Annotated in this window: 11 protein-coding genes; 6 read left to right on the top strand and 5 right to left on the bottom strand. The window is 69.4% G+C overall.

The window, feature by feature from the left end; all coding sequences use genetic code 11:
• Position 1: 1 nt before the first annotated feature.
• On the bottom strand, positions 2-1,132 hold the full coding sequence (locus ABZ420_RS02005; RefSeq protein WP_357116146.1) for a phosphotransferase family protein: 1,131 nt from the start codon (positions 1,130-1,132) through the stop codon (positions 2-4).
• A 238-nt stretch (positions 1,133-1,370) separates the two neighbouring features.
• On the opposite strand from ABZ420_RS02005, the gene ABZ420_RS02000 reads away from it, so the two are divergent.
• A complete protein-coding gene (locus tag ABZ420_RS02000) occupies positions 1,371-2,729 on the top strand; it encodes a DoxX family protein (protein ID WP_357116144.1) in 1,359 nt (452 codons plus the stop codon).
• Between the two features lie 100 nt (positions 2,730-2,829).
• Positions 2,830-4,167 (top strand): DoxX family protein, encoded by a 1,338-nt coding sequence (locus ABZ420_RS01995; protein ID WP_357116142.1) that lies wholly within the window; start codon positions 2,830-2,832, stop codon positions 4,165-4,167.
• A gap of 23 nt (positions 4,168-4,190) precedes the next feature.
• Here the strand turns inward: ABZ420_RS01995 and ABZ420_RS01990 are convergent, their stop codons facing one another.
• On the bottom strand, positions 4,191-4,634 hold the full coding sequence (locus ABZ420_RS01990; protein WP_357116462.1) for a nucleoside deaminase: 444 nt from the start codon (positions 4,632-4,634) through the stop codon (positions 4,191-4,193).
• A gap of 442 nt (positions 4,635-5,076) precedes the next feature.
• Here ABZ420_RS01990 and cobA point away from each other — a divergent pair, with 442 nt between their 5' ends.
• Both cobA and ABZ420_RS01980 read left to right on the top strand, forming a co-directional pair.
• Positions 5,077-6,351: a uroporphyrinogen-III C-methyltransferase gene (gene cobA, locus ABZ420_RS01985; protein ID WP_051175388.1), complete on the top strand. Its 1,275-nt coding sequence runs from the start codon at positions 5,077-5,079 to the stop codon at positions 6,349-6,351.
• A gap of 284 nt (positions 6,352-6,635) precedes the next feature.
• Positions 6,636-8,096: an MFS transporter gene (locus ABZ420_RS01980; RefSeq protein WP_357116140.1), complete on the top strand. Its 1,461-nt coding sequence runs from the start codon at positions 6,636-6,638 to the stop codon at positions 8,094-8,096.
• A 7-nt stretch (positions 8,097-8,103) separates the two neighbouring features.
• Here the strand turns inward: ABZ420_RS01980 and ABZ420_RS01975 are convergent, their stop codons facing one another.
• From ABZ420_RS01975 to yaaA, 3 genes are all read right to left on the bottom strand, one after another.
• Entirely contained in the window at positions 8,104-8,517 is a 414-nt protein-coding gene (locus tag ABZ420_RS01975; RefSeq protein ID WP_357116138.1) for a PPOX class F420-dependent oxidoreductase, read from the bottom strand.
• A gap of 72 nt (positions 8,518-8,589) precedes the next feature.
• Positions 8,590-10,080 (bottom strand): CoA-acylating methylmalonate-semialdehyde dehydrogenase, encoded by a 1,491-nt coding sequence (locus tag ABZ420_RS01970; protein ID WP_357116136.1) that lies wholly within the window; start codon positions 10,078-10,080, stop codon positions 8,590-8,592.
• 296 nt (positions 10,081-10,376) lie between these two features.
• Positions 10,377-11,120, bottom strand: coding sequence for a peroxide stress protein YaaA (gene yaaA, locus ABZ420_RS01965; RefSeq protein ID WP_357116459.1), 744 nt, complete (start codon positions 11,118-11,120; stop codon positions 10,377-10,379).
• 58 nt (positions 11,121-11,178) lie between these two features.
• Between yaaA and ABZ420_RS01960 the strand changes: the two genes are divergently transcribed.
• Together ABZ420_RS01960 and ABZ420_RS01955 are read left to right on the top strand one after the other, a co-directional pair.
• On the top strand, positions 11,179-12,936 hold the full coding sequence (locus ABZ420_RS01960; protein ID WP_357116134.1) for a proline--tRNA ligase: 1,758 nt from the start codon (positions 11,179-11,181) through the stop codon (positions 12,934-12,936).
• Between the two features lie 255 nt (positions 12,937-13,191).
• A complete protein-coding gene (locus ABZ420_RS01955; protein ID WP_357116132.1) occupies positions 13,192-14,943 on the top strand; it encodes an acyl-CoA dehydrogenase family protein in 1,752 nt (583 codons plus the stop codon).
• The last annotated feature ends 22 nt before the right edge of the window (positions 14,944-14,965 follow it).

Genomic DNA, 14,965 nt, shown 5'->3' with positions numbered 1-14,965 from the left:
GTCAGTCCCATTCGTAGGTTCCGTCGAGCAGCGCTTCCAGGCTTGCCCGGTGCATGACGTAGTCGTCGCGACCCGGCGTGTCGGTGTCCTCGCCGAAGTGGATCATCCTGCGCTTCACCCGCGCCATGACGATCGCGTGCCGCAACGCGGCGTAGACGATGTAGAAGTCGAGATCGCGCACCGAGTGACCGGTCAGCTCCTGGTATTTCGACACCACGTCGTCGCGGCGCAGGAAATCGGGCAACCCGGGTTGCCCGAAGCGAGTGGCCAGATCCTGGAAGAACCGATGGATGAAGATCAGCCAGCCCAGATCCAGCTCGCGCGGTGCCAGCGCGGCCATCTCCCAGTCCAGCACCGCCACCGGGTCGAAATCGCGGTAGATGATGTTGCCCGGGCGGGCGTCGCCCCAGCTGAGCACATCCGGGCCGGTCTCGGCGGGCCAGTGCTCGTCCAGCCACGCGAAACTCCGCTCGATCAGCGGGATCTCGAAGCCGTCGTCCGCGAGCGCCCACCGGTACCACGAGCGCTGGGCGGCGACGTGCCTGCGCAGCGCCTCGCCCGGTCCGCTCAGCATCGGGAACAGCGCCGCGGGATCGGGAATGCCGTGGATCTTGGCGATCACCTCGACGGTGTTGTGCGTGAGCCGCAGGCGCTCGGCCGGGTCGGCGTCGAACAGCCAGCCGACGAACACGTACGGCGGGTTGTCCGTCGGCACCCGTCCGTCGACGCGGCGCATCACGAAGAACGGCGCGCCGAGCGGCTTCTCGTCGTTCTCCAGCCAGCACAAGCCCGGCACCGGTACGTCGGTGGCCGCGGCCACGCCCGCCATCACCTGGTACTGGGTGGCCAGGTCGTAGGTCTCGAAGACCGGGAACGACCCGGCCTCCGGCGCCATCCGCGCGACGAACGATCCGCGCTCCGGCCGCCCCGCGGCGCTCCATTCGGCGTCGAACAGGATCGACGTGCTGGACATGCCGCCGGACTGTGGACGCGACAATTCGGAGATCCGCGGCAGATCGTCCGCGGTGACCTTCGTGTGCAGCCAGCGCGCCAAGTCGACGGCGAGTGCGTCCAGGTCGCGTTCGCTGACGGTCAGCTGATGTCGCTGTGCCGGGTCCGGATCGTCGGTCATCAATGTCCTCCTGACACGTGCGGCCCAGGTGCACCGCCCGCGGTGCGCCGGGATACGCGACTGTAACGCGTTCTAGTTGTCGGCGGGCCGGAACCGGAGACGAATCCCGCTGAGCACGGTGGGGCAGGCACGTAGGCCGAAAGAGGTACCCGGAAATCGGGGGTTTTCCCGGAGGTCATCCCATGACCTGGTCGGATACGTTCGGCGAGCCAGAGTGTCGACCGGCGAGGGGAGCGGTGTGCGTACCGTCGAAACGGATGTGGTGGAGCCCCGCGGTGGCCGAACGCGGACCGGTGACGAGCGTCGTCCATGGAGCCCGCGGGCCCGGATCGCGTTCCGCTTCGCCTTCGCCTACTTCGGGCTGTTCTGCGTGCTGTTCGCGCAGATCCTCTTCGTGTTCACCGGCATCCTGAGCAAGTGGCTGCCGGAGAGCGCCGTCATCTGGCAGATGCGCGCGACGAGCCCGCTCGTCGGCTGGGTCGGCGACCACGTCTTCGGTGTGAACGCCGTCTTGCACGAGGATTCCGGCAGCGGTGACCAGACCGTCATCTGGCTGCTGATCTTCTGTGAACTCGTCGCGGCGGCGCTGATCACGCTCGTCTGGTCGATCCTGGATAGACGCCGCCGGGACTACATCACCCTGCGCGCCTGGTTCGTGCTGTTCGTCCGGCTGTGCCTGGGTGGCCAGATGCTCTTCTACGGTCTGGCCAAGGCGATTCCGTCACAGATGCCCGCGCCGTCACTCACCGCGCTGCTGCAACCGTACGGGACGATGAGCCCGGCATCGGTGCTCTGGAACCAGGTCGGCACCGCGCCCGGGTACGAGATCCTGCTCGGCATGGCCGAAGTGCTCGGCGGTCTGCTGCTGTTCCTGCCGCGCACCGCGACGGCGGGCGCGCTGCTCAGCCTGGTGAGCATGGCGCAGGTCTTCGTGCTGAACATGACTTACGACGTGCCGGTGAAGATCCTGTCGTTCCACTTGCTGTTGCTGTCGCTGGTCGTGCTGGCGCCGCAGGCCCGGCGGTTGGCGAACGTGCTCGTGCTGGAACGCACGGCGGAACCTGCCACACAGCCCCCGCTGTTCGCTTCCGGCCGTGCGAACCGGATCGCGGCGGCGCTGCAAGTGGCACTGGGACTCTGGGTGCTGATCGGTGGCGTGCACATCGGCTGGCAAACCTGGCGCGAGGCGGGCGACGGCGCGCCGAAACCTCCGCTGTACGGCATCTGGACCGTCGGCGAGTTCACCAAGGACGGGCATCCGGCGCCGCCGCTGATCACCGACGAGGGCCGCTGGCGCCGGCTGATCATCGATCGCCGGGGCACGACGGTGCAGAAGATGGACGATTCGTTCGTGCCCGTCGTGGCCGTGGTCGACGAGGCCGCGCACACCATCGCGCTGTCGGAGGCGCTGCCGGACACACCGCCGGACCGCTCGGGCGCCTTCACCTTCACCCGGCCCACCCCCGACACGCTGCGGCTGACCGGCGAGTTGAACGGAACGCCGGTGACGCTGTCGCTCGACCGGATGGACCTGAACTCCTTCCCGCTGCGCAGCCGGGGCTTCAACTTCGTGCAGGAATACCCGTACTTCCGCTGACCCGACATCCCGCGGCGGCGGGTGATCCACCCGAAACACGCTACGGCCGCGGCGCTTTTCGATACCTTCGGTCTGCATCGACCGAACTGGAGGGACCGCCGTGACCGAAGCGATCCTCGATCGAACAGACGCCGCGGACGCGGTGGGTTCCGATACCAGGCCTTGGCGCGGGGCGACCCGGGTGGCGTTCCGTTTCGGCTTTCTGTACTTCGGGCTGTTCTGCCTGGTGTATCCGTCGGTCGTCCCCGAGTTCCTCGGACTGGCGCGCGAGTGGCTGCCGGACTCGGTGAACTCCGGCGTCGCCCGTGCCCTGCGGCCGGTGATCGAGGGGACCGGAACTCGGGTGTTCGGTACGTCCGTGGCGGCGAACACGGCTTCGATCAGTGGCGACCAGGCCTACTTCTGGGTGCTGGTGTTCGTCGTCCTCGTCGTCGCGGTACTCGGCACACCGGTCTGGAGCGTGCTGGATCTGAACCGGCCGCACTACCGGGCCGTGCTGCCCTGGTTCCTGTTGTTCGTGCGCCTGTGCCTGGCCGGGCAGATGATCGCCTACGGCATGGCGAAGGCCATCCCGACCCAGATGCCGCCGACACCGCTGAGCCGGTTGCTCGAGCCCTACGGGAATTTCAGTCCGATGGCGGTGCTCTGGAACCACATCGGGGTGTCGCCGCAGTACGAGATCCTGCTCGGCTGCGCGGAACTGCTCGGCGGCGTACTGCTGTTCGTGCCGCGCACCGCGCTGGTGGGCGCGATGCTGAGCCTGGTGTGCACGACACAGGTGTTCGTGCTGGACATGACCTACGACGTACCCGCGAAGATCCTGTCGTTCCACCTGATGCTGCTGTGCCTGGTGCTGCTCGTCCCGGAGGCCGGGCGCCTGGCGAACGTGCTCGTGCTGAACCGCCCGGCCGGACCGTCTACCACGCCGCCGCTGCTGCGCACTCCGCGAGCCGGGCGAATCGCGGCGGCGGCGCAGATCGCGCTCGGAGTGTGGTTGCTGTTCTCGAACGCGTACACCGGCTGGGAAAGATGGACCGAGCAGGGCGCGGGACGACCGGAACCGCCGCTGTACGGCATCTGGGCGGTCACCGAATTCAGCGTCGACGGCACACCGCTTCCGCCACTGACCACCGACGAACGGCGCTGGCAGCGCCTGGTCTTCGACCGGGACGGCGCCACCGTGCAGCGGATGGACGGGTTGGTTCCGGTGCTCGCGATGGTCGATCCGGCGGCGCGCACCCTGGTCGTGGTCGCGCCGCCGCGAACGGAACCCTTGGGCAGCTTCAATTTCGACCGGCCCGCGCCCGAGCGGCTGACCCTGACGGGCACGCTCGCCGGGCAGCCGGTCTCGGTCGCGCTGACCTCGGTCCCGATCGACGACTTCCCGTTGCGCAGCCGTGGCTTCCATTGGGTGCAGGAGTATCCGTACTTCCGCTGAGCGCCCGGCCGGGACGGCGCAGTTCATGCCTCGAGATCGTCGGCGACTCCGATGTCCTCGTGCCACAGCGCGGGATGCTCGGCGATGAACCGGGTCATCAGATCGATGCAGCGCCGGTCTTCCAGGACGGTGATGGCGACGCCGTGCCCGGCCAGCCACTCGTGCCCGCCGGAGAAGGTCCGCGATTCCCCGACCACCACCGAACCGATGCCGAACTGGCGGATCAGGCCGCTGCAATACCAGCACGGCGAGAGCGTGGTGACCATGACGGTGTCGCGATAGTCGCGCCGCCGCCCCGCCGCGCGGAAGGCGTCGGTCTCGGCGTGCATGCTGGGGTCGCCGGACTGCACCCGGCGGTTGTGCCCGCGCCCGAGCAGCGTGCCGTCCGCGTCGAAGAGGGCGGCGCCGATGGGGATCCCGCCTTCGGCGAGCCCGCGCAGCGCCTCGTCGTAGGCCACGTCGAGCAGTCGTGCCGGTGTCAGCCGCTTCATCGGTCCGCCTTTCCGAACGAGACGCCTGCAAGGCAACCTACCGTCGCCGACTGTCGAAACGCTTGTTACCACTGGTCACAGTAGGTCTGGCCGTCAGGGGGGAGCGGTTCGGCGCACATCGCCGGGTGCCTGCGAGCACATCGGCTACCGGCGGAGGTCGTCGAGGTGCTCGATGCCGCCGGATGCGGAGCGCGCCCGAGGCCGCGCAGTCGCCCACCGAGTTCCGCGGCCGCCACCGTCCAGCGGCGCGGCGCCGGGACCACCGACCCGGTCCGGTGCCGAGGGCTCGGACGGCGTCGCCCTGAGCGCGGGTAACGCAGGCCCGTGGTGATCGTCGCGCCTGCTCGCCGGAACGTGGGCGGGCGGGCGTGCCGGGCGATTGCCGGTGCCGGAGGGCCACGCCGTAGGCTCGAAACTTGTGCCGAACACGTCAGACGCAACGCAAGACCAGCCCACCGGCGACCCGAACTACCTGGTCGGGCTCGATCTGCACGGACGGCGTGTCGTCGTGGTCGGCGGCGGGTCGGTGGCGCAGCGCAGACTGGGACTGCTGATCGCCTCCGGCGCGGACGTCCACGTGGTGAGTCGCGCGGTGACCCCCGCGGTCGAGGGAATGGCCACCTCCGGGCAGATCACCGTCACGCTGCGCGAATACGCCGACGGCGACCTCGACGGCGCCTGGTACGCGATCGCCTGCACCGACGAGCCCGAGACCAACGCGGCGGTGGTCGACGAGGCGACCCGGCGGCGGATCTTCTGCGTCCGCGCCGACACCGCACGGCTCGGCACCGCGGTCACCCCCGCCACCGCGCGCTACGACGGGTTGACCCTCGGCGTGCTGGCGAGCGGGCAGCACCGTCGGTCGGCCGCCGTGCGCAACGCGTTGCTGGAGGCCCTGCAATCCGGTGTGGTGAGTGATGACTCGACCCCGATCGCGCCCGGTGTCGCTCTGGTGGGCGGAGGGCCGGGCGATCCCGACCTGATCACCGTGCGCGGCCGGCGGTTGCTGGCCAGGGCGGATCTGGTCGTCGCCGACCGGCTCGCGCCGCCGGAACTGCTCGCCGAACTCGGGCCCGAGGTCGAGGTGGTCGACGCCGCCAAGATCCCGTACGGACGGGCGATGGCGCAGGAAGCGATCAACAACGCGCTGATCGAAGGCGCGAAAGCGGGCAAGTTCGTAGTGCGGCTCAAGGGCGGCGACCCGTACGTGTTCGGGCGCGGCTACGAAGAGGTGGAGGCCTGTGTGGCCGCCGGGGTTCCGGTCACGGTGGTGCCGGGTGTCACCAGTCCCATCTCGGTGCCCGCCGCCGCGGGCATCCCGGTCACCCATCGCGGTGTCACCCACGAGTTCGTCGTGGTGAGCGGGCACGTCGCGCCGGATCACCCGGATTCGCTGGTGGACTGGCCCGCGCTGGCGCGGCTGCGCGGCACCTTGGTGCTGATGATGGCGGTGGAGCGGATCGAGCAGTTCGCCACCGCGCTGCTGGAGGGCGGGCGACCGGCGGGCACACCCGCCACCGTCATCCAGGAGGGCACGCTGCGCACCCAGCGCGTGCTGCGCGCCGATCTCGGCACGGTGGCCGCCCGGGTGCGCGCCGAAGGCATCCGCCCACCCGCGATCGTGGTGATCGGCCCGACCGCCGGATTCTCCGCCGACTCGATCGTCCCGCACGCCGACTCCGCGGCCGGATAGCGCGTGCGGCCACCGTGGCGATTCGAATCAACCGAGTCGCTGCCTCGCCACCCGCACACCGACCGCCGCCGACCTGGCGCGTACGTGGGTTGGTGGCCGTCCGCAGGAGCACCGGCGATGGCCCATCACCTCGATCCGATACCGCTGGTGGTGCGCGACGACGCCCACCCGCAGGATCGGCGGGGCCGGTGCTCGTCGCGGGTCCGGCCGGATCGGTGGGCGGGCGAAGCGTGGCCCGGCATCAATTACAGTGACTCACTGTGCTTCGGAACCCCGCTGCGACGATGCAGTATCCAGTGACGCAGCGGGCCTTCGGGCTCGCGATCCTAGTCCTGAGCGGATTGCAGCTCATGGTCGTGCTCGACGGCACGGTGGTGATCTTCGCGCTGCCGCGGCTGCAAGAGGAGATGGGGTTGTCCAGCGCGGGTAGCGCGTGGACGGTGACCTCCTACGGACTCACCTTCGCCGGCCTGATGCTGCTCGGCGGCCGGCTCGGCGATGCTTTCGGCCGCAAGCGCATGCTGGTCGTCGGTGTCGCGGTGTTCACCCTGGCCTCGCTGTTGTGCGGGCTCGCGCAGAATCAGGCGATGCTGCTCGCGGCGCGGGCCATCCAGGGTGCGGGCGCCGCGATCGCGGCGCCGACCGCTTTCGCGCTCGTGGCGACGACCTTCGCACCGGGCAAGGCGCGCAACCAGGCGATCGCGATCCTCGGCTCGATGGTCGGCATCGGCTCCGTCGGCGGGCTCGTGGTCGGCGGCGCGCTGACCCAGCTGTCCTGGCGGTGGATCTTCCTGATCAACGTCCCGATCGGCGCGCTGATCATTCTCGGCGCGGCCTACAAACTGGCCGACACCGAACACCACCGCTCGGCCCTGGACCTCCCGGGCGCGGTGCTGGGCACCATCGCCTGCGCGGCGATCGTGTTCGGCGCGACCGAGGGGCCGGAGATCGGCTGGGGACACCCGGCGATCATCGGTTCGCTGATCGCGGGCGTGGTGCTGCTGATCGTCTTCATCGCGCTGGAACGACGGGTGGACGACCCGCTGCTGCCCTGGTCGCTGTTCGACAGCCGCGACCGCGTTGCCACCTTCCTGCTGATCTTCCTCGCCGGTGGGGTGCTGGGCGCGATGACCTTCTTCGTCGCCCAGTTCATGCAGAACGTCATCGGATACGGTCCGCTCAAGGCGGGTGTGGCGGCCATTCCGTTCACCGTCGGCATCGGCGTCGGCGGCGCGGTGGCTTCCAAGGCGGCGCTGTACATCGCGCCGCGCTGGCTGCTGGCGGGCTCAGCGGTGGTGCTCGGCGTCGGCCTGCTGTTCGGTTCGACCCTCGACGGCGAGGTGATGTACTTCGCGACGCTGCTGCCCCTGCTGGTGGTGATCGGCTTCGGCGTCGGCATCGCCATGGTGCTCTCGCCGCTGTGTGTGCTGGTCGGTGTGCCGCCGGCGAATATCGGCCCGCTGGCCGCGGTCGGGCAGATGTTCATGAACCTCGCCACGCCCGTGGCCATCGGCCTGCTCACCCCGATCGCCGCCTCCCGCACCCTGTCGCTCGGCGGCCGCACCGAGAAGGTGGCCGGGATGACTCCCGCGGAGATCGCCGCGCTGGGCGACGGCTACACCCTGGTGCTGTTCGTCTGCGCCCTGATCGCGTTCGCGGCCGGACTGGTCGCCCTGACATTGCGCTTCACTCCGCAGCAACTGGCCATGGCCCAGCACGCCCAGGAGGAAGCACAGCACGTGTGAGCCGCGCCTAGAAGCGGCCGGCCACCCGCCGGGGTGTCACGCGCACGATGACGCGCGGTCCGTCGTTTACCGAGGCCGGGTTGAAATCCGCGTACTTCTGTCCGGTGTACTTCGCCGAGAGTTCGTCGGGCAGTGTCTTGTCCGGGTCCGGGGTGATCGTCGCGGTGCCGCGGATCTCCGCGTAGACGTACGGGTTGTCCGGCGGGTTGATCAGCAGGGTGATGCGCGGGTCGCGGGCGAGGTTCTTGCCCTGCTGACGGTCGGTCGTGGTGGAGAAGAGCAGATCGTCGCCGTCGCGCTTCAGCCAGATCACGGTCAGGTGCGGTTGCCCGTTGGGGCTGATCGTTGCCGCGGTGGCGAAGACCTTCTCTTCGTCCAGGTACTTCTTGAGGGCATCGGAAAGCTCTGCGGTGGAGGTCACGTTCTGAGCGAACACTCCGGCCCGCCACGGCATTCCCGCCGGTTCCTGCGCCGCGTACTCGATGGGCGCCGCCTACTTGTTCTGCGGGAAACCGAGATTCAGCCCGCCGTGGCTGGGATCGAGCCAGCGGGTGGTGACCGCCTTGGTCCGGGTGAAGAACCGCACGCCGTCGGCGCCGTGCGCGTGCGCGTCACCGAACAGCGAGTTCTTCCAGCCGCCGAAGCTGTAGTACGACATGGGGACCGGGATCGGTACGTTGATGCCGACCATCCCGACCTCGACCTCGTTGTGGAAGCGGCGGGCGGCGCCGCCGTCGTTGGTGAACAGGGCGGTGCCGTTGCCGTAGGGATTGGCGTTGATCAGTGCCAGCGCGTCGTCGTAGCTGCCGACGCGCACCACCGACAGCACGGGTCCGAAGATCTCGTCGGTGTAGACGTTCATGTCGGTGGTGACGTGGTCGAGAATCGTCGGCCCGAGCCAGAAGCCCTCGGCCGCGCCGTCGGCCTCGACGCCCCGCCCGTCGAGAACCACGGTGGCCCCGGCGGATTCGCCCGCGGCGATGTACCCGGCGACTCGGTCGCGGTGCGCCCGGGTGACCAGCGGACCCATGTCGGCGCCCCGGGTGCCGTCGCCGGTCCGGATGGTTCCGGCCCGCTCGGCGATCTTGCCGACCAACTCGTCGGCCGCTCCGCCCACCGCGACCACCACGCTGATCGCCATGCACCGCTCGCCCGCCGAGCCGAACCCGGCGTTCACCGCGGCGTCGGCGGCCAGGTCCAGGTCCGCGTCCGGCAGCACCACCATGTGGTTCTTCGCGCCGCCGAGCGCCTGCACCCGCTTGCCCGCGGCGGTGCCGCGCTGGTAGACGTACCGGGCGATCGGCGTAGATCCGACGAAAGAGACCGCCTTGACGCCCGGGTTGTCGAGCAATTCGTCGACCGCGACCTTGTCGCCCTGCAGCACCGTGAAGACGCCCGCAGGCAGTTCGGCTTCGGCCCACAGCCGCGCCAGCCACAGCGACGCGGACGGATCCTTCTCGCTCGGTTTGAGTACCACCGTGTTGCCCGCGGCGATGGCGAGCGGGAAGAACCACATCGGCACCATCGCCGGGAAGTTGAACGGCGAGATGATCGCGACCGGGCCGAGCGGTTGGCGGACGGAGAAGATGTCGACTTTGGTCGAGGCGTTCTCGGTGTAGCCGCCCTGGAGCAGATGCGGTATGCCGCAGGCGAACTCGACGACTTCCAGCCCACGGCTCACCTCGCCGATCGCGTCGGCGAGCACCTTGCCGTGTTCGGCGGTGATCAGCCGGGCCAGCTCCTCTCTGCGCTCGTTCAGCAGCTCACGGAAGCGGAACAGGATCTGCGTGCGCCGGGTCAGCGAGGTGTCCCGCCACGCGGGGAACGCCTTCGCGGCGGAGTCGATCGCCGCGCGGGTGTCGGCGACACCGGCGAGCGCGACCTGCCCGGTCACCGCGCCGGTCGCCGGGTTGGTCACCGGCGCCGTCGCCTCGCTGGTGCCCGCGAAGGCTTTGCCGTCGAGCCAGTGCGCGATGGTCTGCATGTCTCCTCGATTCGCTCGGTGAGCATCGGCGGTGCCGCGGGTTCCACCGCTTACGGTCGTGACATCGCGAGAACGCCGCCTGACCACCACTGTCCGGCATACACCCTTCCCGGTCTTCGGGCGATCGGTGCGGAATTGAGCACATCGAGCTGCCGATCCGTGATCCGACGGCGGGGGGCTGGCAAGCCGTACACGTTCAGGACACCCACCGCTCGCCGCCGCTACGAGACGGCGACGCGGGGCAACCTCGATGCCGAGCGAGTTCACGGCGCTCACCGCCGGACGGCCGGACGAAGTCAGGTGATGATCAGAAGCTCGGTGGGCGAGGCTATCTCGGCGCGCAGCCCGGCCTTGGCCGCCACTCGAGCGACGCCGCGGACGTCGGCCGGTTCGGCTCTGGTGAGCACCAGGGCGCGGGTGAGCAGGCCCTTGTGGTGCTTGTTGAAATGACTCACCACCGTGCGCGACCCGTCCGGGTGCTCGGTGAGCACGTTGGCGGTGATCGCGCCGGGCACCCGGCCCAGCTGCTGGTAGGTGCCCGAGCGCAGGTCGACGACCAGATCGCCCGCGGCCTCGGTGAGCAGCGCGGTGGCCAGTTCGTCGCGCCAGACGGCCGAGAGGGTCGGCAGTCCGGGCAGTTTGGCGCCGCCGGAGAGCCGGTAGGCGGGGATCGGATCGCAGGCGCGGACCGCGCCGAACAGGGCGGAGCCGATGCCGAGGCGCGCATACGCCTTGGCCCGCTGCGCCTTGGTGAACGAGCGGGCGTCGAGGGCGTCGTAGAGGACGCCGGTGTAGCGCTCCAGCGCGGGGCGGGTCGGGGAGGTGCGCAGCGCGGCGTTGCGGGCGATCTCGCCGTCGGCCCCCTTGCCGAGCCCGAGGACGGTCCGGGAGCGTTCGGGGTCCGCCGCCAGCCGCACCACTTCCTCGATCAGCCGTGCGCGCACCGCCGTGAGCTGCGGCATCGCCAGCGAGTCCAGGGTGAGCGGCGCCCCGGCGCCGCCATCGGACTTGGTTTCGGAAGGAGGCAGCAGCACCAGCACGAACGAATACGGTAATGCGCTGGGAACGGCGTCCGGCCAGCGACTACCCTGTGCTTCCGTGATCACCCGCCTCTCCCGCCTGTTCCTGCGAACCCTCCGCGACGATCCCGCCGACGCCGAGGTGCCGAGCCACAAACTCTTGGTCCGTGCCGGCTACGTGCGCCGCGTCGCCCCGGGTGTCTACTCGTGGCTGCCGCTGGGCCTGCGCGTGCTGCGCAAGGTCGAGGACGTGGTGCGCGCGGAGATGGACGCGATCGGCGGCCAGGAGATCTCGCTACCCGCGCTGCTGCCGCGCGAACCGTACGAGACCACCAACCGGTGGACCGAGTACGGCGACGGCCTGTTCCGGCTGCGCGACCGCAAGGGCGCGGACTACCTGCTCGGCCCCACCCACGAGGAGCTCTTCGCGCTCACCGTGAAGGGCGAGTACAGCTCCTACAAGGACCTGCCGGTCACGCTGTACCAGATCCAGACCAAGTACCGCGACGAGGAGCGTCCCCGGGCGGGCATCCTGCGCGGGCGCGAGTTCGTCATGAAGGACTCCTACTCGTTCGACCTGGACGAGGACGGCCTCAAGGCCAGTTACGACGCGCACCGCCAGGCCTACCAGCGCATCTTCGACCGGCTGCGGGTCAAGTACGTGATCGTGGCCGCCACCTCGGGCGCGATGGGCGGCAGCGCGTCGGAGGAATTCCTGGCCGACAGCCCGGTCGGCGAGGACACCTACGTGCGCTGCCCGGAATCCGGCTACGCGGCCAATGTGGAGGCGGTGGTCACGCCCGCTCCCGAGCCGCTGCCGATCGAAGGGCAGCCGGAGGCCGTTGTGCACGACACCCCGGACACTCCGACCATCGCGACGCTGGTGGACTGGGCCAACAGCGCCGGTATCGCCGAGCGCTACGGTCGTCCGGTCACCGCGGCCGACACCTTGAAGAACGTCATGGTCAAGCTGCGTCACCCGGACGGGAAGACCGAAATCCTCGGCATCGGCATTCCCGGTGACCGCGAGGTCGACGACAAGCGCCTCGGCGCCTCGGTCGAACCGGCCGAGGTCGAGCTGCTCACCGAAGCCGACTTCGCCGAGAATCCGTTCCTGGTCAAGGGCTACATCGGCCCGAAGGCGCTGCAGGCCAACGGCGTTCGCTATCTGGTCGATCCGCGGGTCGGCACCGGCACCAGCTGGATCACCGGCGCCGACGAACCGGGAAAGCACGTCGTCGGCTTGGTCGCGGGCCGCGACTTCACGCCCGACGGCACCATCGAGGCCGCCGAGGTCCGCGACGGCGACCCCTCGCCCGACGGCCGGGGCACGCTGGTGGCGGCCCGCGGCATCGAGATCGGCCACATCTTCCAGCTCGGCAACAAGTACACCGACGCGTTCGAGGTGGACGTGCTCGGCGAGAACGGCAAGCCGGTGCGGCTGACCATGGGCTCCTACGGTGTCGGCGTCTCCCGCATGGTGGCGGTGATCGCCGAGCAGCAGCACGACGACAAGGGGCTGCGCTGGCCCGCCGCGGTCGCGCCCTACGACGTGCACGTCGTCATCGCCAACAAGGACGACGCCGCTCGCGCGGGCGCCGAAGAGGTGGTATCCGGCCTGCACGCTCAGGGCCTGGACGTGCTCTTCGACGACCGCACCGCCTCGCCGGGGGTGAAGTTCAAGGACGCCGAACTGCTCGGCATGCCGCTGGTGCTGGTGATCGGCCGCGGCTGGGCCGAGGGCAAGGTCGAACTGCGCGACCGCTTCACCGGCGAGACCGAGGAACTGCCCGCCGCGTCCGCGGTGGACGCGGTGGTGGCCAAAGTCCGCGGCTGACCTGATTTCGAACGGCCTCCGGCGGATTCCCGGGTTCACACGGTCGTCGCAACACTTTCGATACGTGAGGTTGCGGCGACCGTGGCGTTTCCGGAGGGCGCCGTCCGTTCGCTGTCCATACGGGAGGCGATGGAGAAGGCGCTCGCAGCCCGGCGACCGGGCGGCGGTTACTTACGCGACCGTAACCTGAATTCGCTGGTCACAGATCCGCGGACCATGTCCTGACTGCTATTACCCGCTGGTAAGTTAACCGGCATGACAAACACCGACGCGCGGTTGTTCAACCCCGCCAGCTATGACCCGCAGCAGTTCGACGCGGAGACGCGGCGTCTGTTGCGTGCCACCATCGAGTGGTTCGAGGGCCGGGGTAAACAGCGTCTGCTCGCCGACGACGCGAACGCGGTGTGGACGGCCGACTTCCTCGACTTCGTGAAGAAGGAGAAGCTGTTCGCCACCTTCCTGACCCCGGCGGCCTACGCCGACGGCGACCCGAATCGCCGCTGGGACGCCGCCCGCAACGCGGCGCTGTCGGAGATCTTCGGCTTCTACGGTCTGGCGTACTGGTACGCCGAGCAGGTGACCATTCTCGGCCTCGGCCCGATCTGGCAGAGCGACAACGAAGCGGCCAAGAAGCGCGCCGCCGCCGACCTGCTCGCCGGTGAGGTCATGGCGTTCGGTCTGTCCGAGCAGACCCATGGCGCCGACATCTACAACACCGACCTGGTGCTGACCCCGACCGAACCGGGCAGCGCGGACGCCGAGGCGGGCATCCTGTTCCGCGCCAACGGCGAGAAGTACTACATCGGCAACGGCAACGTGGCCAGCATGGTGTCGGTGTTCTCCCGCCGCGCCGATCTCGAGGGCGCCGACGCGTACGTCTGGTTCGCCGCCGACTCCCGGCACGAGAACTACCGCCTGCTCGGCAACGTCGTGCACCAGCAGATGTACGTCAGCACCTTCCGCTTGGAGAACTACCCGGTGCGCGCCGAGGACATCCTGCACACCGGCCCCGAGGCCTTCTCCGCGGCGCTCAACACCGTGAACGTCGGCAAGTTCAACCTCTGCCACGGCGGGATCGGCATGGTCGAGCACTCGTTCTACGAGGCGATCACGCACGCGGGCAATCGCATCCTCTACGGCAACCCGGTCACCGACTTCCCGCACGTGCGGGCGAACTTCGTCGACGCCTACGCGCGCATCCTCGCGATGAAGCTGTTCAGCGACCGCGCCGTCGACTACTTCCGCAGCGCGAGCCTGGAGGACCGCCGGTACCTGCTGTTCAACCCGATGACGAAGTCCAAGGTGACCTCCGAGGGCGAGACCGTCATGACGTTGCTGCTGGATGTGCTGGCCGCCAAGGGGTTCGAGAAGAACACCTACTTCGCCGAGGTGCAGCGGCTGATCAGCACGCTGCCCCGGCTGGAGGGCACGGTGCACGTGAACGTCGGGCAGATCCTGAAGTTCATGCCCAACTACCTGTTCGACCCGCAGGACTACTCGGAGATCGGAACCCGGCAGGACGCGGCCGACGACGCGTTCTTCTGGCGGCAGGGCCCGGCGCGGGGCGCGGGCAAAGTGCGCTTCGCCGACTGGACGCCGATCTACGACAAGCATGCCGACATCCCGAACGTGGGCCGGTTCTACGAGCAGGCGCAGGCACTGCGCACACTGCTGACCACCGCGGCGCCGGACGCCGGGCAGCAGAAGGACCTGGACTTCATGCTGACCGTCGGCCACCTGTTCTCGCTGGTGGTCTACGGCCAGCTGATCCTGGAGCAAGCCGCGATCACCGGCCTGGATCGCGACCTGATCGACCAGATCTTCGACTTCCAGGTCCGCGATTTCAACGCCTACGCGACAGCCCTGTACGGCAAGCCGTCGGCCAGCCCCGCCCAGCAGGGCTGGGCGGCATCGGCGCTGCGGCCGCCGGTCGCCGACCGCCCGCGCTTCGACCGGGTGTGGGCCGAGGTGGCCTCCTACAACGGCGCCTACGAGATGCGGCCGTAGGCCGCGCGTCGAGCCGGCGGCG

It is taken from the genome of Nocardia sp. NPDC005745, from assembly GCF_040630775.1.
Lineage (GTDB): Bacteria > Actinomycetota > Actinomycetes > Mycobacteriales > Mycobacteriaceae > Nocardia.
The sequence above is the reverse complement of the archived record's forward strand: the minus strand, read 5'-3'. Positions and strand labels throughout refer to the sequence as shown.

What these genes read in the sequence shown, in the direction of transcription:
- ABZ420_RS01980 (WP_357116140.1), top strand. Translation starts at nt 6,636, where the DNA reads ATGCAGTATCCAGTGACGCAGCGGGCCTTCGGGCTCGCGATCCTAGTC.
- ABZ420_RS01955 (WP_357116132.1), top strand. Translation starts at nt 13,192, where the DNA reads ATGACAAACACCGACGCGCGGTTGTTCAACCCCGCCAGCTATGACCCG.
- ABZ420_RS02005 (WP_357116146.1), bottom strand. Translation starts at nt 1,132, where the DNA reads ATGACCGACGATCCGGACCCGGCACAGCGACATCAGCTGACCGTCAGC.
- ABZ420_RS01970 (WP_357116136.1), bottom strand. Translation starts at nt 10,080, where the DNA reads ATGCAGACCATCGCGCACTGGCTCGACGGCAAAGCCTTCGCGGGCACC.